25 protein-coding genes and 1 riboswitch are annotated in these 24,531 nt (G+C 34.8%); of the genes, 19 read left to right on the forward strand and 6 right to left on the reverse strand.

Annotated elements, in window-relative coordinates:
• Window positions 1-221 precede the first annotated feature (221 nt).
• On the forward strand, window positions 222-3,065 hold the full coding sequence (gene polA / locus B0A66_RS01605; RefSeq protein ID WP_089048091.1) for a DNA polymerase I: 2,844 nt from the start codon (window positions 222-224) through the stop codon (window positions 3,063-3,065).
• 130 nt (window positions 3,066-3,195) lie between these two features.
• Here polA and B0A66_RS01610 read toward each other — a convergent pair whose 3' ends face one another.
• Window positions 3,196-4,221: a LacI family DNA-binding transcriptional regulator gene (locus B0A66_RS01610; RefSeq protein ID WP_089048092.1), complete on the reverse strand. Its 1,026-nt coding sequence runs from the start codon at window positions 4,219-4,221 to the stop codon at window positions 3,196-3,198.
• 201 nt (window positions 4,222-4,422) lie between these two features.
• Here B0A66_RS01610 and B0A66_RS01615 point away from each other — a divergent pair, with 201 nt between their 5' ends.
• The 6 genes from B0A66_RS01615 to tsf all read left to right on the forward strand — a co-directional run bounded on the left by B0A66_RS01615 (window position 4,423) and on the right by tsf (window position 9,154).
• Window positions 4,423-5,169 carry a ferritin-like domain-containing protein gene (locus B0A66_RS01615; protein ID WP_089048093.1) on the forward strand — a complete coding sequence of 249 codons (747 nt, stop codon included), beginning with the start codon at window positions 4,423-4,425 and terminating at the stop codon, window positions 5,167-5,169.
• A 26-nt stretch (window positions 5,170-5,195) separates the two neighbouring features.
• Window positions 5,196-6,008, forward strand: a complete 813-nt coding sequence (locus tag B0A66_RS01620; protein ID WP_089048094.1) for a ferritin-like domain-containing protein — start codon at window positions 5,196-5,198, stop codon at window positions 6,006-6,008.
• 193 nt (window positions 6,009-6,201) lie between these two features.
• Window positions 6,202-6,657 carry a 50S ribosomal protein L13 gene (rplM, locus tag B0A66_RS01625; RefSeq protein WP_026983738.1) on the forward strand — a complete coding sequence of 152 codons (456 nt, stop codon included), beginning with the start codon at window positions 6,202-6,204 and terminating at the stop codon, window positions 6,655-6,657.
• Window positions 6,657-7,043, forward strand: a complete 387-nt coding sequence (gene rpsI / locus B0A66_RS01630) for a 30S ribosomal protein S9 (protein WP_007808909.1) — start codon at window positions 6,657-6,659, stop codon at window positions 7,041-7,043. The genes rplM and rpsI overlap by 1 nt, the downstream gene beginning before the upstream one ends.
• Before the next feature lie 230 nt (window positions 7,044-7,273).
• Window positions 7,274-8,053, forward strand: coding sequence for a 30S ribosomal protein S2 (gene rpsB / locus B0A66_RS01635; RefSeq protein ID WP_089048095.1), 780 nt, complete (start codon window positions 7,274-7,276; stop codon window positions 8,051-8,053).
• A 138-nt stretch (window positions 8,054-8,191) separates the two neighbouring features.
• On the forward strand, window positions 8,192-9,154 hold the full coding sequence (gene tsf / locus B0A66_RS01640; RefSeq protein WP_089048096.1) for a translation elongation factor Ts: 963 nt from the start codon (window positions 8,192-8,194) through the stop codon (window positions 9,152-9,154).
• 91 nt (window positions 9,155-9,245) lie between these two features.
• Here the strand turns inward: tsf and B0A66_RS01645 are convergent, their stop codons facing one another.
• On the reverse strand, window positions 9,246-11,357 hold the full coding sequence (locus B0A66_RS01645; protein WP_089048097.1) for a M3 family metallopeptidase: 2,112 nt from the start codon (window positions 11,355-11,357) through the stop codon (window positions 9,246-9,248).
• Between the two features lie 167 nt (window positions 11,358-11,524).
• Between B0A66_RS01645 and B0A66_RS01650 the strand changes: the two genes are divergently transcribed.
• The 12 genes from B0A66_RS01650 to B0A66_RS01705 all read left to right on the forward strand — a co-directional run bounded on the left by B0A66_RS01650 (window position 11,525) and on the right by B0A66_RS01705 (window position 21,441).
• Window positions 11,525-12,187 (forward strand): queuosine precursor transporter, encoded by a 663-nt coding sequence (locus tag B0A66_RS01650; protein WP_089048098.1) that lies wholly within the window; start codon window positions 11,525-11,527, stop codon window positions 12,185-12,187.
• Window positions 12,188-12,202: 15 nt separating this feature from the next.
• Complete coding sequence (locus tag B0A66_RS01655; protein WP_089048099.1) at window positions 12,203-12,841, forward strand: hypothetical protein; 639 nt, start codon at window positions 12,203-12,205, stop codon at window positions 12,839-12,841.
• A 134-nt stretch (window positions 12,842-12,975) separates the two neighbouring features.
• Window positions 12,976-13,413 carry a lipocalin-like domain-containing protein gene (locus B0A66_RS01660; protein ID WP_089048100.1) on the forward strand — a complete coding sequence of 146 codons (438 nt, stop codon included), beginning with the start codon at window positions 12,976-12,978 and terminating at the stop codon, window positions 13,411-13,413.
• Window positions 13,414-13,484: 71 nt separating this feature from the next.
• Window positions 13,485-14,045, forward strand: coding sequence for a DNA-3-methyladenine glycosylase I (locus B0A66_RS01665; RefSeq protein ID WP_089048101.1), 561 nt, complete (start codon window positions 13,485-13,487; stop codon window positions 14,043-14,045).
• Between the two features lie 122 nt (window positions 14,046-14,167).
• Window positions 14,168-14,266, forward strand: a riboswitch (TPP riboswitch).
• Between the two features lie 86 nt (window positions 14,267-14,352).
• The gene (thiS, locus tag B0A66_RS01670) at window positions 14,353-14,559 is read left to right on the forward strand and encodes a sulfur carrier protein ThiS (protein WP_089048102.1); all 207 of its coding nucleotides are present in this window, start codon (window positions 14,353-14,355) and stop codon (window positions 14,557-14,559) included.
• A 280-nt stretch (window positions 14,560-14,839) separates the two neighbouring features.
• Window positions 14,840-16,663 (forward strand): phosphomethylpyrimidine synthase ThiC, encoded by a 1,824-nt coding sequence (thiC, locus tag B0A66_RS01675; RefSeq protein ID WP_089048103.1) that lies wholly within the window; start codon window positions 14,840-14,842, stop codon window positions 16,661-16,663.
• A gap of 144 nt (window positions 16,664-16,807) precedes the next feature.
• Window positions 16,808-17,407, forward strand: coding sequence for a thiamine phosphate synthase (locus B0A66_RS01680; RefSeq protein ID WP_089048104.1), 600 nt, complete (start codon window positions 16,808-16,810; stop codon window positions 17,405-17,407).
• Window positions 17,374-18,132 (forward strand): hydroxymethylpyrimidine/phosphomethylpyrimidine kinase, encoded by a 759-nt coding sequence (locus tag B0A66_RS01685; RefSeq protein ID WP_089048105.1) that lies wholly within the window; start codon window positions 17,374-17,376, stop codon window positions 18,130-18,132. Before B0A66_RS01680 ends, B0A66_RS01685 begins: the two co-directional genes overlap by 34 nt.
• Window positions 18,122-18,760, forward strand: coding sequence for a thiamine phosphate synthase (locus B0A66_RS01690; protein ID WP_089048106.1), 639 nt, complete (start codon window positions 18,122-18,124; stop codon window positions 18,758-18,760). Before B0A66_RS01685 ends, B0A66_RS01690 begins: the two co-directional genes overlap by 11 nt.
• Window positions 18,741-19,517, forward strand: a complete 777-nt coding sequence (locus B0A66_RS01695; RefSeq protein ID WP_089048107.1) for a thiazole synthase — start codon at window positions 18,741-18,743, stop codon at window positions 19,515-19,517. Before B0A66_RS01690 ends, B0A66_RS01695 begins: the two co-directional genes overlap by 20 nt.
• A gap of 22 nt (window positions 19,518-19,539) precedes the next feature.
• Window positions 19,540-20,676: a 2-iminoacetate synthase ThiH gene (gene thiH / locus B0A66_RS01700; protein ID WP_089048150.1), complete on the forward strand. Its 1,137-nt coding sequence runs from the start codon at window positions 19,540-19,542 to the stop codon at window positions 20,674-20,676.
• A gap of 54 nt (window positions 20,677-20,730) precedes the next feature.
• On the forward strand, window positions 20,731-21,441 hold the full coding sequence (locus B0A66_RS01705) for a HesA/MoeB/ThiF family protein (protein ID WP_089048108.1): 711 nt from the start codon (window positions 20,731-20,733) through the stop codon (window positions 21,439-21,441).
• On the opposite strand, the gene B0A66_RS01710 is transcribed toward B0A66_RS01705, so the two are convergent.
• The 4 genes from B0A66_RS01710 to B0A66_RS01725 all read right to left on the reverse strand — a co-directional run bounded on the left by B0A66_RS01710 (window position 21,438) and on the right by B0A66_RS01725 (window position 24,426).
• The gene (locus B0A66_RS01710; protein ID WP_089048109.1) at window positions 21,438-22,232 is read right to left on the reverse strand and encodes an MOSC domain-containing protein; all 795 of its coding nucleotides are present in this window, start codon (window positions 22,230-22,232) and stop codon (window positions 21,438-21,440) included. The genes B0A66_RS01705 and B0A66_RS01710 overlap by 4 nt on opposite strands.
• A 3-nt stretch (window positions 22,233-22,235) precedes the next feature.
• Window positions 22,236-22,871, reverse strand: a complete 636-nt coding sequence (gene aat, locus B0A66_RS01715; RefSeq protein ID WP_089048110.1) for a leucyl/phenylalanyl-tRNA--protein transferase — start codon at window positions 22,869-22,871, stop codon at window positions 22,236-22,238.
• A gap of 277 nt (window positions 22,872-23,148) precedes the next feature.
• Window positions 23,149-23,520, reverse strand: a complete 372-nt coding sequence (locus B0A66_RS01720; protein WP_017497965.1) for a DUF3127 domain-containing protein — start codon at window positions 23,518-23,520, stop codon at window positions 23,149-23,151.
• 30 nt (window positions 23,521-23,550) lie between these two features.
• Window positions 23,551-24,426: a flavin reductase family protein gene (locus B0A66_RS01725; protein ID WP_089048151.1), complete on the reverse strand. Its 876-nt coding sequence runs from the start codon at window positions 24,424-24,426 to the stop codon at window positions 23,551-23,553.
• Window positions 24,427-24,531: the final 105 nt, after the last annotated feature.

The following is a 24,531-nucleotide window of genomic DNA, read 5'->3' on the forward strand; positions in this document are numbered from 1 at the left end:
AAAATTTTATTGCTTTTTATTATCAAAATTTTAACTCAAATCTACATCAATAAAGCAAAGAAATTTAGACGTCTTTACAGCACCTTATTACAAACCACCATTTAGATTACTGTTTCGTTTAAATACAGAAGCAAATTTTAAAATTTACCTATATTAATTTTCACGAACGGAATAGTTTTTAAAACGCAATTGATTATTTTTACGGACTAATATTTTTTTTTATGTCAACTCAAAAACGTCTTTTTCTTCTCGATGCTTATGCATTAATTTTTCGTGGGTATTATGCCTTCATAAAAAATCCCCGAATTAACTCAAAAGGAATGGATACATCTGCAATCATGGGATTCATGAATTCGCTTCTAGATGTTATTAAACGTGAAAAACCAGACCATTTAGCGGTAGCATTTGATAAAGGCGGCAGTCATGTAAGAACTGAAATGTTTGTAGAATATAAAGCCAATCGTGATGCTACGCCGGAAGCAATTAAAATTGCGATTCCGTATATTCAGGATTTATTAAGAGCTATGCATATTCCTATTATTGAAATAGAAGGTTGTGAAGCCGATGATTTAATTGGAACTATTGCTAAACAGGCTGAAAAAGAAAACTACAAAGTCTTTATGGTAACACCGGATAAGGATTTTGCTCAGTTGGTTTCTGAAAATATATTTATGTACAAACCAGCCAGAATGGGAAATGGTATAGAAATTTGGGGTGTTCCTGAGGTTTTAGCAAAATTTGAAATTGAAAGACCGGAACAAGTAATCGATTTTCTTGGAATGATGGGTGACGCTGTCGATAATATTCCTGGTTTACCCGGAGTTGGTGAAGTTACTGCTAAAAAATTCCTAAAGGAATTTGGCACAATGGAAAACCTTCTTGACAATACGCATTTACTGAAAGGTAAAATGAAAGAAAACATTGAAGCCAATAAAGAGAAAGGTATTTTATCTAAAAAATTAGCTACTATTATATGTGATTGTGATGTTGTTTTCAATGAAGATGACTACGAACTTTCGCGTCCTGATATCGAAAAAACAGATGCTATTTTTCAGGAATTGGAATTTAGACGAATGGCGGAACAATTTGATAACTTATTTAAAGTTGGAGGCGGAAACGAGCTGGCAAACGCAGCAGCTGATCCCAAATTGTATAAAAAACCACAACCTAAAAACGAAGATCAATTTGACTTGTTTGGTGGCGGAGGTGCTACAACCGAAAATGCTGATGCAGAAAGAACTTCATTCTACAATACATTAGAAAACACAGCACATTCTTACCAAGCTGTTGAAGGCGACTTAGGAATTAAACTACTTATACAAAATTTACAAAAACAGACTTCTGTTTGTTTTGATACTGAAACTACAGGCTTAGATGCTTTACATGCTGAATTGGTAGGTATTTCATTTTCTTATGAAAAAGGAAAAGGATATTATGTTCCGTTTCCGGAAAGTCAGGAAGAAGCTCAGGTTTTAATTGAAAAATTCAGACCTTTCTTTGAAAATCAAGACATCGAAAAAATAGGTCAGAATTTAAAATACGATCTAAAGATTCTTTCTAATTACGGAATTTCGGTAAAAGGAAAACTTTTTGACACCATGATTGCACATTATCTGATCAATCCAGATATGCGTCATAATATGGATATTTTGGCGGAAACGTATTTAAAATATTCTCCAAAATCAATTGAAACCTTAATTGGAAAGAAAGGTAAAAACCAAATTACAATGCGCGACGTAGCATTGGAAGACATCAAGGAATATGCTGCTGAAGATGCTGATGTAACGTTTCAATTGAAAGAAATTTTCACTACAGAATTAGACAAGACAGAAACTAAAAAATTATTTGACGAGATTGAGATTCCATTAGTAAGCGTTTTAGCAGACATGGAAACCGAAGGTATTCGCTTAGATGTTGAGTTTTTAAGTGCAATGTCAAAAGAAATGGATATTGAAATTAAATCTTTAGAACAAAAAATATACGAAACAGCCGGTGAGAAATTCAATCTGGCTTCTCCGAAACAATTAGGAGATATTTTGTTTGACAAACTAAAAATTGGTGGGGCAAAACAAAAGAAAACCAAAACAGGTCAATATGCGACGGGCGAAGAAGTTTTAACCTACTTAGCGAATGACAACCCGATTGTAAAAGAAATTTTAGATTGGCGTCAGATGGTAAAATTACAAAGTACCTATATATTGGCATTACCGGAACAAGTAGATAAAAAAACATTACGTGTTCATACTGATTATATGCAAACCGTTGCAGCAACAGGACGTTTAAGTTCTAACAATCCTAACTTGCAAAACATTCCGATTCGTACTGAAAGAGGCCGTCAGATTCGTAAAGCTTTTATTGCCCGCGATGAAAATCATACGTTAATTTCTGCCGATTACTCGCAAATAGAATTAAGAATCATTGCTGCCTTAAGTGGGGAAGAAAATATGATTGCCGCTTTTAAAAACGGAGAAGATATTCACAAGGCAACTGCTGCAAAAGTTTTTGATGTGCCTTTGGAAGAAGTGTCACGCGAACAAAGAAGCAATGCTAAAACAGTAAACTTCGGGATTATATATGGTGTTTCTGCCTTCGGATTGAGTAATCAGACTTCTTTATCCAGAAGCGAAAGTGCCGCTTTGATTGATGCTTACTACAAAACATATCCTAAATTGAAATCATACATGCAGGATCAGGTTGATTTTGCACGCGAAAATGGTTATGTACAAACGGTTTTAGGACGTCGTCGTTATTTAAAGGATATCAATTCAGCAAATGCCGTAGTAAGAAGTGCCGCTGAACGAAATGCGGTAAACGCTCCAATTCAGGGAAGTGCTGCTGATGTAATTAAAATTGCGATGATTAACATTCATAAAAAACTAAAAGAAGAAAACTGGAAATCAAGAATGCTGCTTCAGGTACATGATGAGCTTGTGTTCGATGTTCACAATGATGAACTCGAAAAAATTCAGCCTATGATTAAACATGAAATGGAGAATGCTTTTATAATGAGTGTTCCATTAGATGTAGAAATTGGATTAGGTAAAGACTGGCTTTCAGCGCACTAATTTTAAATTTTAGATTGGTGATTTTAGATTTTTTTCTATCAATACCTCTCCTTATTATTATACCGCTTAAACTTTTTAATTGAAAGACATAAAAAAAAACCATTCGTTGCGGCGAATGGTTTTTTACTATTTAAACTTTTCTTGTAGATTCTCGTTCTTTCAATTTTGTTTTGATGACGATCGTTTCATAATCTGATGTTTCTTCTTCTGATTCTTCTAAACGTTTGATTAGTTGTTTTGCAGCAACCTCTCCAATTTCAATTCCGTGTTGACTAATCGTAGTCAAACTTGGTGATAAACGTCTTGAAGCTAAAATTCCATCGGCAAATCCTATGATTGAAATATCTTCCGGAACTTTAAATCCTTTTTTCAAACTAACTCTCAAAGCGGCAACTGAATCATTTTCATCTAAAGCAAAAATTGCATCAATCTTATGATCAAAAATCGCTTCGATCTTGCTCTTCATATCATCTTCTGAATCAGTACGCAGAATAATTTTTTCGTTTACTGGAATATTATTGTCTTTTAATGCTTTCAAATAACCATCGGCTCTTAATTTACCAACACTTAGATTATCAACAGAAGATATCAAGGCAATATTTTTACAACCTAAATTAATTAAGTGCTGTGTTGAATTTAGAGCAGAATCAAAATCATCTACCACTACTTTATCACACTCTACTTCATCGGCAATTCGGTCGAACATTACAATTGGTGTTCCATCGTTTATAATCGCAGAGAAATGACTGTAATCTTGTAATTTTTGCGCTTCTTCAGAAACAGAAAGAATAAATCCGTCGATTGTTCCGTTGCTCAACATTTCAAGCGTATGAATTTCTTTTTCTAAAGATTCATTCGAGATGCAGGTAATTACATTATATCCCTTTTTATCAGCCACTTTTTCTATACCACTAAAAACTTTCGCAAAAAAGGAGTTCAATATATTAGGTATAATTACTCCGATTGTTTTCGTTTTACGGTTTTTTAAATTCAAGCCAATTACATTGGGCTTGTAGTTTTTGAGTTTGGCATACTCCTTAATCTTCACCTTCGTTTGCTCACTAATTTCAGGGCTATCATTAAGTGCCTTAGAAACAGTCGATACAGAAACATTAAGTTCCTTCGCAATTTGTTTTAGAGTTGCTTTAGCTTTCATTTAAAAATGTTTTTTAGGTAATTAATACAAATATAGTAGAATTACTCAGAATAAAACAAAAATTACACAAGTCCTCTTCGATAAGTTTATCGTTTTTTAAAATTAAATTAAAAATAATCGACTTTTTTAAAACCGTACTTACAAAAATATCGTTAATAACTTAATACACTGTTAATAACCTATTTAAAAAAACTAGAAATTATGAAAAACGAAGTTAAAATTCATGAAGTTGAGCCTTCATTGAGTAGCAGAAGGAGCTTTCTTAAGCTCAGTGGTTTAACGTTAGTTACAGCTGGTTTGGTTATGGCTGGCTGCAGCGATAATGACAATGACGATCCGATAGTAGACAACTCCCTACCCGGAATTAAAAATGGTATTTTTGATTTAGGATCCGGAGATTTTGGAGTTTTGACATATGCCTACGCATTAGAACAATTAGAAGCCGATTTTTATACTAAAGTGGTAAACGCTTCAAGTTTTAATGCGACTTTCAATGAAATCGAAAAACAAGTGCTAACCGACTTGTATCATCACGAAGTAATTCACAGAGATTTTTTCAAAGCTGCTCTAAGCGGAGCACTTCCTGATCCAAACACACAATTACTTCCTTCATTGGCATTTTCTTATGGTTCTTTAAATTTCAACAGCCGTACAGAAGTTTTGGCTACTGCAAAAGCTTTGGAAGACACAGGCGTTGCTGCTTATAACGGAGCCGGAAGATTGATTAAAAGTCCAGATTATTTATTGCTAGCCGGTAAAATTGTTTCGGTAGAAGCACGACATGCGTCAGCTATTAGAAGTTTAATCAACCCAAATTCAAGTGACTTTGCGGGCGATGATATTGTAAATACTTCTAACGGACTGGATGATGCTAAACTTCCTTCTAAAATTTTACCTATTGCAGCAGGATTTATTTCTACAAAATTTACTGCTACCTATTTACCTTAATCTTAACTAGCTAAAACTTAGAAATTATGAATATTTTAAAATTTATAGAAACATTTACTGATGATAATTTAATGAGAAGCACTGGTTCTCGAAGAGATAGTTTTAATCAGTTTGGAAACATAGGAAAAAATCTGGCAATGGCATCAATTCCATTCGGATTAGCGGCTTTTAGCAACAAAGCGATGGCAGCAGACATACAACCAACTCCAGCAACACCAATTGGTGCTTTGCAATTTGCACTGACCTTAGAATATCTGGAAAACGAATTTTATGCAATGGCATTAGACTCCGGTGTAATTCCGGCATCTGAAAATGGCGGGCGTGATTTAAAAGTTTTTCAACAAATCTCGGCTCACGAATCCGATCATGTTACTTTCTTAATTAACGGATTAGGTGGTACTATGAGTGCGAACTTTGTTCCTAAACCTACTTTTGATTTTACTGTAGGCGGAGCATTTGATCCTTTTGGTGATTATCCAACCTTTTTAGCATTGGCACAAGCATTTGAAGATACAGGTGTTAGAGCTTACAAAGGCCAGGCAGCTAACTTAATCAGCACACCTGATTTATTAACAGCTGCATTGCAAATTCATTCCGTAGAAGCACGTCATGCATCAGAAGTGCGACGCTTACGCGGATTGAAAGGCTGGATATCTAATGATGAAAGAGGCGCCGGAATGCCGTCTGCAACACAAGCCGTTTATGATGGTGAAGGCGTTACAGTACAAGCAGGATTTAACACCGCTGCTTTATTTGGAGCATCCGCAGGTTCAGAAGCTTATGATGAGCCACTTACAACAAAACAGGTCGTTGACATTGCCAATATTTTTATTGTTTAAGAGTAAAAATATCTAAATACTAAACCATCTTCGCTTAATTGTGAAGGTGGTTTTTTTTATATCTTTTAAATCGAAAACGGAGACCCTGATTTTCAGCCTGTAAAATATTCTTTAAGGTATTTGGTTTTAAAATAATTAATTGTACTTTTGCATCCCCTTTATTGGGGATGGAATGTTTAATTAAAATAATATTATGGACGCATTAAGCTACAAGACAATTTCAGCTAGCAAAGCCACTGTAACTAAAGAGTGGATTGTTGTTGATGCTGAAGGTCATAACTTAGGTCGTCTTGCTTCAAAGGTTGCAATGATCTTAAGAGGTAAGTACAAACCAAGTTACACACCGCACGTTGACTGTGGAGATAACGTAATTGTTATCAACTCAGAAAAAATTAACCTTACAGGTACAAAGATGAATGACAAAATTTACATGCGTCATACAGGTTACCCAGGAGGACAAAGAACTTTAACTGCTAAAGTATTGCAATCTAAAAACCCTGCATTATTAGTAGAGAAAGCTGTAAAAGGAATGTTACCTAAAAACAAATTAGGAGCTGAACTTTTTAGAAATCTAAATGTTGTTGTAGGTGCCGAGCATACTCACGGAGCTCAAAAACCTAGAACTGTTAACCTAAACGATCTTAAGTAATGGGAGTTATTCACAAAATCGGTAGAAGAAAAACCGCTGTTGCACGTGTATATGTTTCTGAAGGAACAGGTAAAATCACTGTAAACAAAAAAGAATTCGCAACTTACTTTCCAACTGCAACTTTACAATACAAAGTTTTACAACCAATGTCTATGACAGAAAATGTAAACAACTTTGATGTAAAAGTAAACGTTTACGGAGGTGGTTCAACTGGTCAGGCAGAAGCTGTAAGAATGGCATTAGCACGTGTAATGTGTGAAGTAAATGCTGAAAACAGAGCTATCTTAAAACCAGAAGGTTTATTAACAAGAGATCCAAGAATGGTTGAACGTAAGAAATTCGGTCAGAAGAAAGCTCGTAAGAGATTCCAATTCTCTAAACGTTAATATTACCTGTCTTGTACATCAGGTACAGGACATTATCAATTATTTATTGAAATTAAAAAACACAGTTGTTGTTGCTCTCCTACCGAGGTAGGAAATAGTTTAGCATCTAAATGGGTTAAAAGTCTTAAAGCCGAAAGTCTTAAAGTCGAAAGTTTCAAGCCTAAAGCATATTGCTTAAAGCTTAAAGCCAAAACACATTGCTAATCAACAGAACGTAAACTAGTACAAAAATGGCAAACAAAATAGAAGTAAAAGACTTACTAGAAGCAGGTGTTCACTTTGGACACATGACTAGAAAATGGGATCCAAATATGGCCCCTTACATTTATATGGAGCGTAATGGTATTCACATTATCAATCTATATAAAACTGCAGCAAAAATTGAAGAAGCTAACGAAGCTTTGAAAAAAATCGCTGCATCAGGTAGAAAAATCTTATTCGTAGCTACCAAAAAACAAGCAAAAGACATCGTTGCTGAAAAAGCAAAAGCTGCAAACATGCCTTACATCACTGAAAGATGGCCTGGTGGAATGCTAACTAACTTTGTAACTATCAGAAAGGCAGTTAAAAAAATGTCTTCTATTGATAAAATGAAGAAAGATGGTACTTTCATGACGTTATCTAAAAAAGAGCGTTTGCAAGTTGATCGTCTACGTGCGAAACTAGAGAAAAACTTAGGTTCAATTGCTGACATGTCTAGACTACCAGCTGCATTGTTCGTAGTAGATATCAAAGCTGAACATATCGCAATAAAAGAAGCACAAAAATTAAACATTCCAGTTTTCGCAATGGTTGATACGAATTCTGACCCAAGAGAGGTTGATTACGTTATTCCTGCAAATGATGATGCTTCTAAATCAATTGACAAAATTTTATCTTTAGTTACTGCTGCTGTAATCGACGGTCTTTCTGACAGAGGTTCTGAAAAAGAAACTGAAGCTACACCAGAAGAAGCTGCTGTAGAAGTTGCTCCAGCTACTGAAGCTGCTGCACCTGCAACTGAAGAATAAATCAAATTTTAAATTCCAAATTTTAAATTCCAAATTCCAAACACAAAATTAAAAACGTTATGTTGATAATTTAATAAAATTGGAATTTGGGATTTAGAAGATGGAATTTTTACTTTTAACATTAAAATTCAAAATATTATGGCAACAATTACTGCTGCAGACGTAAATAAATTAAGACAAACTACAGGTGCCGGAATGATGGACTGTAAAAAAGCTTTAGTTGAAGCTGAAGGAGATTTCGATAAAGCTATACAAAACCTTAGAGAAAAAGGTCAAAAAGTTGCTGCTAACCGTTCTGACCGTGAGTCTTCTGAAGGAGCTGCTGTTTCTTTTGTTAATGCTGACAAAACTAAAGGAGCTATCATCACTTTAAACTGCGAAACTGATTTCGTAGGTAAGAATGAGGCTTTCGTAACTTTGGCTAAAGAATTAGTAGAAAGAGCGATCAACTTCTCTTCTAAAGAAGAATTTTTAGCTTCAGATTTCAACGGAATTACTGTTGCTGAAAAATTAATCGAACAAACTGGTGTTATCGGTGAAAAAATCGAAATCGGTGGTTTTGAAATTTTAGAAGGTGCATTTATTGGTTCTTATGTTCACGTTAACAAAATTGCTGCATTAACTGCAATTTCTGCACCAATTGCTAATGGTGACGTTTTAACTAAAGACATCTCTATGCAAGTTGCTTCTATGGGAGCTGATACATTATCTTACAAAGATTTTGATCCTGCTTTCGTTGAATCTGAACTTGCTGCTCGTATTGCTGTAATCGAAAAAGATAACGAAGAAGCAAAACGTTTAGGAAAAACTTTAAAAAATGTTCCTAAATACATTTCTTACTCTCAATTAACTGAAGAAGTTATCAAACAAGCTGAGGAAGATGCTAAAGCTGAATTAAAAGCTGAAGGTAAACCAGAACAAATTTGGGATAAAATTATTCCAGGAAAAGTACAACGTTTTATCTCTGATAACACTACTTTAGACCAGGAAAAAGCTTTATTAGATCAAAACTTCATCAAAGATGACAGTAAAAAAGTAAGTGATTACGTTAAAGGATTCAACGTTGAAATTACAGGTTTCAAAAGAGTTACTTTAGGTTAATATATTATTTTTTCAATATTTAAGAAAGCCCGAATATAAAATTTATATTCGGGCTTCTTTATTAAAAAATACTTCCGCAGAAGTTTTAAATCTATTCCGGAATTGGAAAATTTCGTGCTCTCATTAACGCATCTGATTCTGCAGGTCTCCCTCTAAACCTCTCATAAGCCGTTTCTTCATCTATTGTATTTCCAACACTAAAAACATTGTCATATAATTTTCTTGCAACTGCTTTATCATAAGGTCCTTTTCCTTCTGTAAAAGCTTCATAAGCATCAGCATTAATTACATCTGCCCATAAATAGCTATAGTAACCTGCAGCATATCCGTCGCTCGAAAAAATATGCCCAAATTGCGGTATACGGTGACGCATTACGATTTCAGAAGGCATATTAAGCTTTTCTAAGACTTCGTTTTCAAATTTATTGGGATCAACTTTGTCAGTAGTCAAATGAAGCTTCATATCAACAATAGAACTCGAAATCGTTTCAACAGTAGCAAAACCTTCATTAAAATTTTTCGCTTTTTCAATACGCGTAATTAACGATTTTGGCAAAGGCTTATTGGTTTTGTAATGCAGAGCGAACTTATTCAGAACCTCTGGAGTAGAAAGCCAATGTTCTAAAAGCTGAGAAGGAAATTCTACATAATCAGTAGCTACAGAAGTTCCAGACAAACCAGGATAAGTTACATTAGAACACAATCCGTGCAAGGCATGTCCAAATTCGTGAAATAATGTTACTGCATCATCCCATGAAATCAAAACAGGTTCGTTGGCACTGCCTTTTATAAAATTACAATTATTAGAAACTATGGTAATAACCTCACCATCCAGTTTTTGTTGATCACGATAGGCATTCATCCACGCTCCTGAACGCTTTCCTGTTCTTGCAAACGGATCAAAATACCACAACCCTACTACTCTTCCGGTTGTTGAACTAATTACTTCCCATACTCGAACATCTTCATGATATACGGGAACATTTGTTATTTGTTTAAAACTCAAATTAAACAACTCACCCGCAACCCAAAACATTCCCTCACGGAGGTTTTCCAATTGCAAGTATTGTTTCACTTCGTTTTGATCCAAATCATATTTGGCTTTTCGGACTTTCTCCTCATAATATCTGTAATCCCAAGGGCGAATTTTAAAATTTCCTCCTTCTTTATCTACCACTTGTTGCATTTCAGCAACATCCAGTTGTACCTTCTCTACAGCAGGTTTCCAAACTGATTCCATTAGTGCTAATGTTTTCTTAGGATCCTTCGCCATTTTATTCGATAAGCTCCAGTGTGCAAAAGATGGAAATCCTAGTAATTTTGCTTTCTGAGCACGCAATTGCAGAATTGAAACCAATACATCATTGTTATCATTTTCATTATTGTTATCACCGCGTTTTACGAATATATCAAATGCCTTCTGTCTTAAATCTCTTCGGGTAGAAAAAGTCAAAAATGGTTCGATCGAAGAACGTGTATTAGCTATAGAGCCCAAAACGTCGATCCCTCTGTCTTTTGCATCAGCGATTGCCGCATTTTTAATTTCATCCGGCAAACCATCAAAATCGCTTTCTGCTTTTAGCGCTACATATTGATTGTTTTCTTCTGCCAACAAATTTTGACTGAATTTAGTAAAATGCGATGCCAATTGCTGATTTATTTTAGCTACCTTCTGTTTGTCCTTATCGTTTAACTTAGCTCCTTCGCGAACAAAAGTGCTGTAGTACAACCAGATTAAACGTTGCTGCTCACTGCTTAATTTTTTACTATCCTTTGAATTATAAAGTGTTTCAATTCGAATAAAAAGTTTCTTGTTCTGATATATTCTGTCTCTCAGTTCATATATCTTAGGTGTCATTCTTGTCTCTATCACTCCAAAATCAGGAGTAAAGATATTAGAACTGTAAATTTCAAAAATGGAATTTACTCGTTTAATGGTTTTACCGGAAAGCTCCAGCGCTGCTATTGTATTATCAAATGTTGGTGCTTTAGGATTGTTTGCAATAGCGTCAATTTCTTTTGCATTTTCCCGAATAGCCGATTCTATTGCGGAGGTAAAATCAGAAACCTTGTAGCTATCAAAAGCAGGAACACCACCATAAGGTCCGGTCCATTTTTGAAGCAGAGGATTCTGCGATTCAGATTGTGCATTTAGTGAAAAAGTAGTTGTACTCATTAAGAAAAATAAAATTAATTTATGCATATATTTAATTGTTAACAAAGTAAGAAAATATTTATCTCCAAATATAAATGAAAATAAACAATCCTATTGAAATTTTAAGGTTTTACTTTTAGTCGTAATCTGTTAATTTTGGATGGTTCAAATCGAATAGAATATCTTAAATTTGATGTCTCATTCAAAGAAGAAAAATGTTTAAAACCAAAAAAGAAATTGTCTTTGTAATTCTGGCAGGGATTTTTATAACAAATGCTGTTGTAGCAGAGCTAATTGGAGGAAAATTGATTCATGTTGGACCATTTGTAATGAGTATTGGAATCTTACCTTGGCCAATTGTATTTCTAACTACTGATCTAATCAATGAATATTTTGGAGAAAAAGGCGTAAAAAAACTATCCTTCATAACAGCTTGTTTAATCGCTTATGCTTTTATAATATTATTTATGGCTATTGTTGTTCCTGCTGCAAAAGGTATTAGCCCTGTTAGCGATGAGCAATTTCAAGCCGTATTTGGGCAAAGTATGTGGATCATTGTTGGTAGCCTTATTGCGTTTATGGCCTCTCAGCTTATTGACGTCTGGATGTTCTGGTTTTTCAAAAAGCGCACAGGAGAAAAAAAAATATGGCTACGAGCTACAGGTTCTACCGTAATTTCGCAATTGTTTGATTCCTTTATTGTACTCGGAATTGCTTTTTGGCTTCCTGGTAAAATTGATTTTGATACTTTTATATCATCAGGACTAACTGGTTATTTATTTAAACTTTCGGTCGCAATTTTATTAACGCCACTAATCTATGCTGGTCATCATTTAATCAAGAAATATTTAGAGGGCGACGATATCAAAAATGACTAAAAAGAGTACTTCATTATGAAAAGCTATATCTACCTTATCATCATAAGTTTTAGTTGCCTGACAAGTTGCGATAAAAACAACAGAAATGTAATTGCCGAATCTACATCAGCTATTTCTGAAAAAATAAAAACCATATCAAAAAATACGGTAGAAACAATTGTTGCAACTAAAGATTCTATTACAAAAAAAATAATCAGCACAACAAAAAGTATCGTCAACGAGGAAAAGGAAGAGATTGTTCCTGTAGAAACCGAAACTAAAGAAGAAAATCTAAAAAATGAAAAGCTAACTGGTTTGATGTCTCTAAAAAAGTTCTTAGATGAATCTGAAACCGGTGAAACGCTAACTCAAAAAGAATTAATAGAACATCACAATATTCCTAAAGAAGGTATAAAACTCATCAAGAGCATTACCAAAACTGCTGAAGATGAAATTGAGATAAAATGGAATTCTACCTGGTTTATCGAAAAAATATCTGATGCAAAGTTTAAAGATGCCAGAATGAAAGTAACATTCAAAGCCAATAAAATGTATACCTCCGGAAAAGCAATTGGAATAAAACACAACAAAAAAATATACAACGAACTCATTATAATAGGTAATTCAGCTTACATCCCCTCCATTAAAGGATATCATTGGAAAATCGGGAAATAACAACATAAATAATTGATTTTCAATGAGTTAAATTTATTTAACAAAATTTTTAGAAAATATTTGCTTTTTATAAGAAAATGTCGAAAAAGATTCTAAATTTGTTGGCAAATATTTAACAAATAAAATCAACCCAAATGAAAAAATTAAGCATTCTTTTTGTGTCAGTATTGACATTAGGTTTAGCAGTAACAAGCTGTAGTAGTGATGATGATGATGCATCAATCGTTGGAAAATGGACTCCTGTAAAAATGGGAAGCGTAGTAAACGGTAAAGAAATTCTAGTTGACTACCCAAAAGAAGGAACATGTGATAGCGACGTTACTGAATTCACTGCTGATGGAAAATTTACTGACATCTCTTACGAATCTAACGAAGGTAAATGTGAAGCTTCTACAGATAAAGGAAGTTACACTTATAAAGACAAAACTTTATCAACTACTTACGAAGGAGATACTGAAGTTAATTCAGTAGAAGTTACAGAATTATCTGGTTCTACTTTGAAAATAAAATTAACTGAAAAAATTGATGCTTCAACTTCTTTAGTGTTAATCACAGTTTACCAAAGAAAATAATTAAGAAAATAAATTTCTTAAAACCTCAAACTTCCACAGTTTGAGGTTTTTTTTTACATTTGAAATAAAAAATGGAACCAATACGATGTGGCTGGTGCTCCGCGAGCGATTTATACAAAAAATACCATGACGAAGAATGGGGCGTACCGGTATACGACGATGCTTCGTTATTTGAATTTTTAATTCTCGAAACTTTTCAGGCGGGATTAAGCTGGATTACTATTTTAAATAAAAGAGAAAATTTCAGAGCCGCTTTTGACCATTTCGATTATAAAAAAATAGCGCTTTACACAGAAGAAAAAATAGAATCGTTACTACAAGATACCGGAATCATTCGCAATAAGCTCAAAATTCGTGCTGCTGTTTCAAATGCGCAGGCTTTTATGAAAATACAAGACGAATTTGGTACATTCTCTGATTACATCTGGAAATTTACCAATGGTAAACCCATAATCAACAATCCCAAAACACTCAAAGACGTTCCGGCAACCACACCGCTTTCGGATGAAATTAGCAAAGATTTAAAAAAACGAGGTTTTAAATTTGTAGGCTCAACTGTAATCTACGCCAACATGCAAGCTACCGGAATGGTCAACGATCATGTCGAAAATTGCTGGACAAGAAATGAATAACTTTTATTTATTTTTTCAGGTTTAAAGTTTCATGTTTCAGATTGTAAATGACCTTCCTCTATCCAATAAAATCTGAAATCGGAAAGTTTTTCACACTTTTAAACAAAAATCATTACATTTGCATCACACTTTAGGGGTGTCTACTAACAAAGTAGGCTGAGATTTTACCCTCTGAACCTGATCTAGTTCATACTAGCGTAGGGAAAAGTAAGATGACTTCTGCGCGCATTTTTATGCGTAATTGTAGCCATTCCTAAGGTAGAGATTCATTATAGTGAATTTTTATAGTAACCTAAAACCTTAAGGAATGGAACTAAAAATCAACCAACAAATCAAACAATTCAATGCTGACTCATTAAGCGTTCAGTCATTGCTCGATCTCGAAATTCCACACAAACAAAACGGAATTGCCGTTGCTATCAACAATACTATTGTTCCAAAAATAAACTGGAACCAACATCTCCTACACGAAACTGACGAAATTCTAATTATTTCGGCTACACAAGGAGGGTAATATGGCTGCTTAAACGGGCTATCCGTTTCAAGTCCGCAGTTGTCAACCAAAAAAATATAGTCTTAGTAAAGCTTCCGCTGGTCGCTTTCCTAATCCTTATTTTTTACGGTTTCCTTCTTTACGGGCTTTCCTCTTCTATCCCTAGCAGAAAAACAAATTCCAAATTACAATTAAAAAAATATACAAAAGAACACTTGAAAAAGACGAACAGCAGTGCGTCTCTACAGAAAACCATTTTACAACACACTTTTTACAATTCACATTTTACAATCCACAAGCTATGACTAACGAAGAACAAATTTCAAGAACCCCATTTCCCAATTCAAAAAAAATATACATCAACGGTCAAATTCATCCCATAAAAGTGGCGATGCGCGAAGTCATACTTAGCGACACAAAACTTTCAAATGGCGGTATCGAAAAAAATCCACCTGTAACTATTTACGATACTTCTGGCGCATATACAGATCCTGACATCGAAATCAACATTCGAAAAGGACTTCCCCGCTTGCGTGAACAATGGATTCTCAATCGCAATGATGTCGAAATTCTAAACGAAATTACTTCTGATTACGGTCAGAGCAGACTCAAAGACGCATCTTTGGATCATCTTCGTTTCGAGTATTTACATCAGCCAAAACGCGCTAAAAAAGGTGCTAACGTAACGCAATTATACTACGCCAAACAAGGCATTATTACGCCGGAAATGGAATATATTGCCATTCGCGAGAATCAGCGTATTGAACTTTTAAACGAGCAAACCAAAGCAATGCGCTGTCAGCACGACGGTCACAGTTTTGGAGCCAACACACCAAAAAGCAAAATAACTCCCGAATTTGTCCGTAGTGAAGTGGCATGCGGAAGAGCTATAATTCCGAACAACATCAACCATCCGGAAAGTGAACCTATGATTGTAGGACGCAATTTCCTTGTAAAAATAAATGCTAATATTGGTAACAGTGCTGTAACATCAAGCATTGAAGAAGAAGTAGAAAAAGCAGTTTGGGCTTGTCGCTGGGGAGCTGACACGATTATGGATTTGTCCACCGGAAAAAACATTCATGAAACCCGAGAATGGATTATTCGCAATTCTCCTGTTCCAATAGGTACAGTTCCTATTTATCAGGCACTTGAAAAAGTAAAAGGAATTGCTGAAGATTTAACTTGGGAGGTTTTCCGTGACACCTTAATCGAGCAGGCAGAACAAGGTGTTTCGTATTTCACCATTCATGCTGGAGTTTTATTACGTTATATTCATTTAACCGCTGATCGCGTTACGGGAATTGTTTCACGAGGCGGATCGATCATGGCAAAATGGTGTTTGTTTCATCACAAAGAAAATTTTCTCTACACACACTTCGAAGAAATTTGCGAAATAATGAAACAATACGATGTAGCGTTTTCTTTAGGAGATGGTTTACGTCCAGGTTCTATTGCTGATGCTAATGATGCTGCTCAGTTTGCAGAACTGGAAACATTGGGCGAACTAACCAAAATTGCCTGGAAACATGATGTTCAGGTTTTTATCGAAGGTCCTGGTCACGTACCAATGCACATGATAAAAGAAAACATGGACAAACAATTAGAACATTGCAATGAAGCTCCGTTTTATACTTTGGGCCCATTAACAACCGATATTGCTCCAGGTTACGATCACATTACATCAGCCATTGGAGCAGCAATGATTGGCTGGTACGGCTGTGCAATGTTATGTTATGTAACGCCAAAAGAACATCTCGGTTTACCCAATAAAAAGGATGTAAAAGATGGTGTGATTACTTACAAGATCTCTGCTCACGCTGCCGATTTAGCCAAAGGTCATCCGGGAGCACAATACCGTGACAATGCTCTAAGCAAAGCCCGTTTTGAATTCCGTTGGGAAGATCAATTCAACTTATCCTTAGATCCTGATACTGCAAGAGAATTTCACGATGAAACACTCCCGGCAGATGGTGCCAAAGTAGCACATTTCTGCTCGATGTGCGGTCCTAAATTCTGCTCCATGAAAATATCGCAGGAAATTAGAGATGTCGCTGCAGCTGAAAAAGGCATGCAGGAAAAATCAGAAGAGTTTATCGAACAAGGAAAGGAGATTTATATTTAAGTCTTTAAAAATTATGAATTGTGAATTGTAAATTATGAGTTAGCGAAAGGTCCTAAAGCCAGCGACCATAGTGCTTATAATAATTGCAAACAAATAACCACCGCATAATTCACAACTCACAATTCACAACTCACAATTAAAAAAATGATCGTAATTACCAATCCGGACGCTATTGTCAACGAAATCAACATTATTGATTCTTTACTGGAGGAAGGATTGTCTTTGCTTCATATTCGGAAACCTGGATTTTCAGCCATAGAAATGGGACAATTTATTCATCAGATACAACTAAAATTTAGAGCTAATCTGGTTTTGCATACGCATCATGAATTGGCGGAAGATTTTGGTATTACGAAGATTCATTTTTCAGAAAGCGGAAGAAAAAATACTCTTGATCTTCCTGCAAAGTTTTCAAAACCTTGCAGGTATAAATCGACATCAACACATTGTATTGAAAATTTTAATATGTTGGAAAATTTTGACTACGCTTTTCTAAGCCCTGTTTTTAAAAGTATTTCTAAGGAAAATTATTTTCCTAAAAAAGATCATTTTGAATCTTTACGTTTTAGAACAAATACAACAACTAAAATTGTTGCTTTAGGTGGAATAGATGTTGAAAATATTGAAGTTACACTGAAAAATGGCTTTGATGATATTGCCTTGCTTGGCGCTATTTGGAACAATGATAATCCTCTAAAAAAATTTAAATCATGTCAAAGAATCGTCCATTCGTCCTTAGTATAGCCGGACTTGATCCTACGGGCGGTGCGGGCATTTTAGCAGATACTAAAACATTTGAACAACATCAAGTTAATGGTTTTGCGATTATAACTGCGAACACTATTCAAACTGAAAATGCTTTTTTTGAAATCCAGTGGACTGATTTGAATTTTGTAATTCGTTCCATTGAAAAATTATTTGAACAATATCAAATCAAAGCTGTAAAAATTGGAATTGTACCTAATTTGAATTTCTTAAATAAAATCCTGTCTTTGATCAAGTTACTTTCTCCAACGACAAAAATTGTTTGGGATCCAGTACTCAAATCAACTAGCCGTTTTGAATTTATGAAAGTCGAAAATGACGATTCTGATTTAAATACAGCACTTTCAAAAATCGATCTGATTACACCCAACTATAATGAAATGGAATTATTATTTCCTGATTTTATAGATGATGATGGTAACTTAAAAACAGATATCACAACCACAGTTTTACTCAAAGGCGGGCATCATCCTGATACAATTGGAATTGATCGCTTGTATCTCAAAAACGAAAGAGTCGACTTGTTTCCATCTAACATGGAATGCTGTGAAAAACATGGTTCCGGCTGTGTATTATCATCTGCCATCGCCGCAAATCTGGCTTTGGATCAGGATCTTGAAACAGCCTGCAAAAATGCTAAAATTTACATCGAAAAATACCTTAGTTCATCATCAACCTTAATTGGATATCACTATGTACACTAAACTACAATACATCTCACAAGGAAATACGGTCAATGAGCAATTGTACAACATTCAGCAGGCTTTAGATGCAGGATGCAATTGGGTACAAATGCGATTTAAAAATCAAACACAAAAAGATGCTGCCCAACTTGCTGAAGCTGTAAAAATATTGTGCGAAGAATATCTGGCTACTTTTATTATTAATGACGATATCTATCTTGCTCAGCAATTTATGGCAGATGGTATTCATTTAGGTCTTACAGACATGAAAATTGATGAAGCCAGAGCAATTTTAGGAAACACAAAAATTATTGGCGGTACCGCAAACACAGTCAATGATATTGCAAATCATGTTAAAAATGGTTGTGATTACATTGGTTTGGGTCCTTTTCGGTTTACAGATACTAAAGAAAAACTAAGTCCGATTCTGGGTTTATCTGGTTATTTTAAAATTCTGCAGGAACTCAAAAAAAAGAAAATTGAAATTCCTGTTTATGCCATTGGCGGAATTACAATTAACGATATAAACCCGTTAATGGAAACAGGAATACACGGCGTCGCCATTTCAGCAATGATTACAAAAAGCGATGACAAACTAAAATTAATTCAACAATTAAACGAAAAGCTATATGCAAACATCATTGTTTAAAATTGGAGATAAGAACTTAACCTCCCGCCTATTTCTGGGCACGGGAAAATTTGGTTCCAACCGCGAAATGGAAGAAGCTATTTTGGCTTCTGAAAGCGAATTGGTCACAGTAGCACTAAAACGCATTGATTTGGAAACAGAAACGGATGCTATTTTAGCACATTTAAAACATCCCAAAATTCATTTATTGCCTAACACTTCTGGTGCCAGAAATGCTAAGGAAGCTGTCTTTGCGGCACAATTGGCAAGAGAAGCTCTGGAAACAAATTGGTTAAAACTTGAAATTCATCCCGATCCAAAGTACCTGATGCCGGATGCCATCGAAACTTTGAGAGCTACTGAAGAATTGGCAAAACTAGGCTTTTTCATTCTGCCTTATATTCATGCCGATCCTGTTTTATGCAAACATCTGGAAGATGCAGGAACGACAGCTGTGATGCCTCTGGGTTCTCCAATCGGCACCAATAAAGGTTTAAAAACAATCGATTTTCTGGAGATTATTATCGAACAAAGTAATGTTCCGGTTATTGTAGATGCAGGAATTGGCGCTCCGTCTGATGCTGCCAAAGCGATGGAAATTGGTGCTGACGCCGTATTAGTAAACACGGCAATTGCCGTAGCCGGAAATCCAAGACTTATGGCAGAAGCTTTTAAAGAAGCTGTTATTGCGGGCAGAAAAGCTTTTGAAGCTAAAATTGCATCACAACACAATCATGCGATCGCTTCGAGTCCTTTGACTTCTTTTTTATATGAATAATGGAACTAATTGCAAAAAATCAATGAAAACATTCAAATCTGTTTTTGAAAAATATGATTGGGATACCATTCAAGCTAAAATTTATCAGACTACAGCTAAAGATGTGGAACGTTCTTTGGCAAAAGTCAAACGTAATCTGGATGATTTTTTAGTTTTAATTTCACCTGCTGCACAAAACTATTTAGAGCAAATGGCGCAGGAATGCCATCAGATCACCAAAAAACGTTTCGGTAAAACGATTCAAATGTATGCGCCGCTTTATCTGAGCAATGAATGTCAAAACATTTGTACCTACTGCGGTTTTAGTTTAGACAACAAAATAAAACGGAAAACGCTTTCTGATTCCGAAATCAAACTTGAAGCAGAAGCTTTAAAAAATCTTGGTTTTGATCATGCTTTATTGGTTACCGGAGAAGCAAATTATACGGTAAACATCAATTATTTTCTTAACGCAATCGCTTTAATCAAAAAAGACTTTTCGATTATTTCTGTTGAAGTTCAGCCGCTATCTACGGAAGAATACGAACGTCTAAACCAAGCTGGCGTATACGCGGTATTGGTTTATCAGGAAACTTATCATCAGGAAGTTTACAAAAAATACCATACGAAAGGCAAGAAGTCGAATTTTGATTACAGACTGGAAACACCAGACCGAATTGGTTCTGCAGGAATTCATAAAATAGGCTTGGGCGTTTTGCTGGGTTTAGAAGATTGGCGTACTGATAGTTTTTTTAATGCATTACACCTCGATTATCTTCAAAAGAAATACTGGAAAACAAAATATTCTGTTTCTTTTCCGAGACTTCGACCTGCAGAAGGCATCATTGAACCCAACTTTATTATGGACGATAAGGATTTAACCCAGCTTATCTGTGCGTATCGCTTATGGAATGAAGAGCTGGAAATTTCGATTTCAACAAGAGAAAATGAAAAGTTCAGAAACAATATCATTCCGATTGGTGTTACAAGTATGAGCGCCGGATCTAAAACAAATCCTGGTGGTTACGTTGTTGATCGGCAATCATTAGAGCAATTCGAAATCAGCGATGAACGCTCTGTACAAGAAATAGCTGAAATTATCACAAAATCAGGATACGAACCCGTTTGGAAAGACTGGGACAAGATTTATAGTTCTAAAGTCGAAAGTCAAAAGTCATAAAGTCTTAAATTATCCTCAATCTAAAATCTAAAATCCGAAATCTAAAATTAATAAATGAGTATTATACAAGAATTTCTACGTTACAATCGACAAACTATTCTGCCTGAAATTGGTGATGCAGGTCAGGAAAAATTAAAAAAAGCAAAAGTATTGGTTATTGGTGCCGGAGGTTTAGGATGCCCGATTTTGCAATATATTTCGACTGCGGGTGTGGGTTTTATAACCATAATGGATTTTGATACTATTGAAATTCACAATTTACACAGACAGATTTTATATACTGAAAATGAAATCGGACAATTGAAAGCCATTGTGGCCAAAGAGGTGGTTTCTAAATTAAATCCGCTTATTGAAATAAAGGCTATTACAGAAAAACTAACTGCAAAAAATGCTTCAGAAATCATTCAGCAGTATGATATTATTGTAGATGGTTCTGATAATTTTGTTACCCGTTATTTAGTCAACGATACTTGTGTGTCGTTAAAGAAGCCTTTAGTTTATGGAAGTATTTTAAATTTTGAAGGACAAGTTGCTGTTTTTAATCACAATGGAAGCAAAAATCTTCGTGACTTATTTCCTGAAATGCCAGACCCAAAAGATGTTCCTAACTGTAGTTTAAATGGTGTTTTAGGTTCATTACCTGGAATTATTGGTACAATGATTGCGCATGAAACGCTAAAATTAATTCTCGAATTACCGACTTTAAAAAACGAACTGATTCTTTTTAATACAATGAATTGGAATTATACTAAGTTGAGTTTTTAGAATACAACTTCGTCACCAACACGAATTACTCCTGAATTTAAGCCCACAATATTAGTTCCAAATAAAACAGAATTATTGACTACTCTGTAGGTGCTTAAAGTTTTGAGAGGTTCTTTTTTTAATTTACCATTTTCAGGATCATTATTCACCATAATGCATCTCCCGCAGGGTTTTACGTTTTTGAATTGTACTTCTCCAATTTTAAAAGTTGTAAAATCATCCTCTTCATGAGCTGTTTGTGTGCCGATTACAATATTAGGGCGAAATCTTAAAATGGTAATTTTATCTGCTAATTTTTCATTTAGAAAATCTAAACTTTGACTGCCTATCATTAAATAAGGATAACCATCAGCCAGACTGACATTGAAAGTTTCTTTTAGTTGGGAACTTTCGTGTTTACGGTCTCCGGATTTAATGATTTTAACTAATTTACATTCAAAACCCAATTGTTCACTAAACCATTTTGAAGTTGACTCATTTACTTCAACGACTTCACTTTTATCATCCCAGACATCGACATGTATTGGATTATTTAAATTTTCAGCAATAGAAAATTCATGCGTTTGATCCTTAAAAGTAATGTTGATTTTTCCATCTGAAATTTGCGGATAAAACTGACTTAAAATTCGATGTTCTCTTTGTGTTATAAGTTGATTCTCGGCATCAATCAACATCCATCGGCGATCGTTTTCAAATCCCATTTCTTCGGCATTTGCTTGCTGACAGCTAATTCCTGCTAAGCTTTTTATCGGATAAATGTAAATTTCTTTTACAATATAAATTGTGCTCATTCTTTAACTTTTTAAAATGGATATAAATTCTTTGCGATCAATTTCACGACAGCCTAGACTTTCTAAATGAGGATTGTAAACCTGACAATCTAAAAGTTTATAATTATTTTCTTCTAAGTAACGTACTAATGTTATAAAAGCTGCTTTTGAAGCATTTGATACTTTAGAGAACATACTTTCTCCACAAAAAACATGTCCCAAATCTATTCCGTACAAACCACCTACTAAAACCTCATCCTGCCAAACCTCAACAGATTTTGCAATTCCCTGTTCGTTTAATTTGCAATAGGCATCGATCATATCGTTTGAAATCCAGGTTCCGCTTTGACCATCACGTTTTATATTTTGACAATTCGAAATTACGTCTTTAAAATTTTGGTTGAACGTAATTTTAAATTGATTTCGATTCAGGATATTACGCATACTTTTAGAAACAACCAATTCGTCTAAAAACAAAACCATTCGAGGATCCGGTGACCACCACAAAATAGGCTCTCCCGGATTAAACCAAGGAAATATTCCGCTATTGTAAGCCAATTTCAGTCGTTCTGAACTTAAATCACCTCCTACGGCAATTATTCCTTCTTCATCGGATTCTGAAACTGGAGGGAAATATAAATCTGTGAATACGTAATACATTTTTTAGCAAATCAATTTTTAATTCTAATCCCAAACAGCCACAATCTTGTATTTTCTGTAAAAGACAAAAATGACGTATAAAATGAGCCTACTGCAAAAGCATAAAAAATCCGCATAAATCAGCGTTTTCGTATAGCGAATCAGTCTCATCCGCGTCAAATAATAGCAAAGTAACCACAATCTTATTTATGAAAATGAACTCAAAAACAAAATTCCAAACCCCAATTGCATGTTGAATGAATTGGAATTTGGAATTTATTTCTCGAAATTTAAACTTTTAGAAAGGTAAATCGTCTGGTTCGTCTTCGTTTAAGTTTGTTGCCGGAGCAAAAGCTTCTGCTGCTGGCATTGGAGGTGTTTGTCCAGGACCTTCCGGAGCTAATCTTTCAATTCTCCAACCTTGAATACTATTGAAATATCTAGTTTCTCCTTGCGGATTAACCCATTCTCTTCCTCTTAAATTGATAGAAACTTTTACTGCCTCTCCTTGCTTATAGCTACTCAATAAATCGCATTTATCTTGTGTAAATTCGATTAAAATATGTTGTGGATATTGCTCATCTGTAGTAACAACTAATTCTCTTTTTTTGAATGCTGCACTAACTTGTTGCTCTGGGTTAACCACTTTTACTTTTCCTGTAACTTCCATCTTCGTCTATATTAATTATTGTTTCTTTTCTTATTTTTTTGCCAGAAGCACTTTCCATGCTGAAGCAATATCATCTTTATCCAAATATTTTTTTGCTTCCAGATGCACTTTTTTCTGATCGTCTGAGCTTAGAACTCCTTTCACAGAAAAATTTTCCTTCACAAATATACTAACTTCTTCTGTTGTGGGCAAGGCTTCAATATTACCTAATTTACCTAAATCATTTCCGTTGAACACTTCGCTTTCTCTAATGAAATTCGGAATCACATCTACTCCAACGCCTAGTGTTGTAAGGGGTTTTGGCACTTCAAAAAGTCCTTCATTTGATCTTGAATACCAATTACTTCCTAATCTTGAAACCAGATCAATTTTATGCTGATCGATGGCTCCGTTTTTATCTAAAACAGCTTCATGAATATGAATTTTTACTACTTCACATAAAATCAGATTTCCTGCTCCGCCTTCTGTTCCCAACGGAATAATTTGCGTGACTTTGCACTCAAATTGTACCGGAGATTCTTTTACACGATAGGGTTTTACCAAATCCGATGGAATTTGTGTCAATCCAGCCTTTACAAACTCATTTACACCCTCAGCATATTCTGTACTTGCCAACGATGTTTGCTGTACCATATCGTAATTTACGACATTTATCACCACTTCTCCTGTAGCTTCTGCATTGATCAAAGTATGTTTTATCGTATTATCACGAACACGTCTTGCTGGTGAAAAAACTAAAATTGGCGGATTAGCACTAAATACATTAAAGAAACTAAACGGTGACAAGTTCGGAATTCCTTTTGCACTAATTGTACTGGCAAAAGCAATTGGTCTCGGGCCAACAGCACTTTGCAAATAACCCTGTAATTTTGCCGTTGGTGTCTCTTTTGGATCAATACTAATCATAGTTTTTCTTTTTAAACCAGGTCTGTTTTTTGGTGAATACAAAAGTATAGAAATGGTTTAATCCAAAGAAATAGTTTTAGACTTAAAAACAAAAAATCTTTATTC

Source organism: Flavobacterium hercynium, assembly GCF_002217285.1.
In the GTDB taxonomy this organism is placed as follows: domain Bacteria; phylum Bacteroidota; class Bacteroidia; order Flavobacteriales; family Flavobacteriaceae; genus Flavobacterium; species Flavobacterium hercynium.

What these genes read in the sequence shown, in the direction of transcription:
- B0A66_RS01720 (WP_017497965.1), bottom strand. Translation starts at nt 23,520, where the DNA reads ATGGAAGTTACAGGAAAAGTAAAAGTGGTTAACCCAGAGCAACAAGTT.
- polA (WP_089048091.1), top strand. Translation starts at nt 222, where the DNA reads ATGTCAACTCAAAAACGTCTTTTTCTTCTCGATGCTTATGCATTAATT.
- thiC (WP_089048103.1), top strand. Translation starts at nt 14,840, where the DNA reads ATGACTAACGAAGAACAAATTTCAAGAACCCCATTTCCCAATTCAAAA.
- B0A66_RS01655 (WP_089048099.1), top strand. Translation starts at nt 12,203, where the DNA reads ATGAAAAGCTATATCTACCTTATCATCATAAGTTTTAGTTGCCTGACA.
- B0A66_RS01665 (WP_089048101.1), top strand. Translation starts at nt 13,485, where the DNA reads ATGGAACCAATACGATGTGGCTGGTGCTCCGCGAGCGATTTATACAAA.
- aat (WP_089048110.1), bottom strand. Translation starts at nt 22,871, where the DNA reads ATGTATTACGTATTCACAGATTTATATTTCCCTCCAGTTTCAGAATCC.
- rpsI (WP_007808909.1), top strand. Translation starts at nt 6,657, where the DNA reads ATGGGAGTTATTCACAAAATCGGTAGAAGAAAAACCGCTGTTGCACGT.
- B0A66_RS01680 (WP_089048104.1), top strand. Translation starts at nt 16,808, where the DNA reads ATGATCGTAATTACCAATCCGGACGCTATTGTCAACGAAATCAACATT.
- rplM (WP_026983738.1), top strand. Translation starts at nt 6,202, where the DNA reads ATGGACGCATTAAGCTACAAGACAATTTCAGCTAGCAAAGCCACTGTA.
- B0A66_RS01610 (WP_089048092.1), bottom strand. Translation starts at nt 4,221, where the DNA reads ATGAAAGCTAAAGCAACTCTAAAACAAATTGCGAAGGAACTTAATGTT.
- tsf (WP_089048096.1), top strand. Translation starts at nt 8,192, where the DNA reads ATGGCAACAATTACTGCTGCAGACGTAAATAAATTAAGACAAACTACA.
- B0A66_RS01685 (WP_089048105.1), top strand. Translation starts at nt 17,374, where the DNA reads ATGTCAAAGAATCGTCCATTCGTCCTTAGTATAGCCGGACTTGATCCT.
- B0A66_RS01645 (WP_089048097.1), bottom strand. Translation starts at nt 11,357, where the DNA reads ATGCATAAATTAATTTTATTTTTCTTAATGAGTACAACTACTTTTTCA.
- B0A66_RS01650 (WP_089048098.1), top strand. Translation starts at nt 11,525, where the DNA reads ATGTTTAAAACCAAAAAAGAAATTGTCTTTGTAATTCTGGCAGGGATT.
- B0A66_RS01690 (WP_089048106.1), top strand. Translation starts at nt 18,122, where the DNA reads ATGTACACTAAACTACAATACATCTCACAAGGAAATACGGTCAATGAG.
- B0A66_RS01710 (WP_089048109.1), bottom strand. Translation starts at nt 22,232, where the DNA reads ATGAGCACAATTTATATTGTAAAAGAAATTTACATTTATCCGATAAAA.
- thiS (WP_089048102.1), top strand. Translation starts at nt 14,353, where the DNA reads ATGGAACTAAAAATCAACCAACAAATCAAACAATTCAATGCTGACTCA.
- B0A66_RS01705 (WP_089048108.1), top strand. Translation starts at nt 20,731, where the DNA reads ATGAGTATTATACAAGAATTTCTACGTTACAATCGACAAACTATTCTG.
- B0A66_RS01620 (WP_089048094.1), top strand. Translation starts at nt 5,196, where the DNA reads ATGAATATTTTAAAATTTATAGAAACATTTACTGATGATAATTTAATG.
- B0A66_RS01660 (WP_089048100.1), top strand. Translation starts at nt 12,976, where the DNA reads ATGAAAAAATTAAGCATTCTTTTTGTGTCAGTATTGACATTAGGTTTA.
- rpsB (WP_089048095.1), top strand. Translation starts at nt 7,274, where the DNA reads ATGGCAAACAAAATAGAAGTAAAAGACTTACTAGAAGCAGGTGTTCAC.
- B0A66_RS01725 (WP_089048151.1), bottom strand. Translation starts at nt 24,426, where the DNA reads ATGATTAGTATTGATCCAAAAGAGACACCAACGGCAAAATTACAGGGT.
- B0A66_RS01615 (WP_089048093.1), top strand. Translation starts at nt 4,423, where the DNA reads ATGAAAAACGAAGTTAAAATTCATGAAGTTGAGCCTTCATTGAGTAGC.
- B0A66_RS01695 (WP_089048107.1), top strand. Translation starts at nt 18,741, where the DNA reads ATGCAAACATCATTGTTTAAAATTGGAGATAAGAACTTAACCTCCCGC.
- thiH (WP_089048150.1), top strand. Translation starts at nt 19,540, where the DNA reads ATGAAAACATTCAAATCTGTTTTTGAAAAATATGATTGGGATACCATT.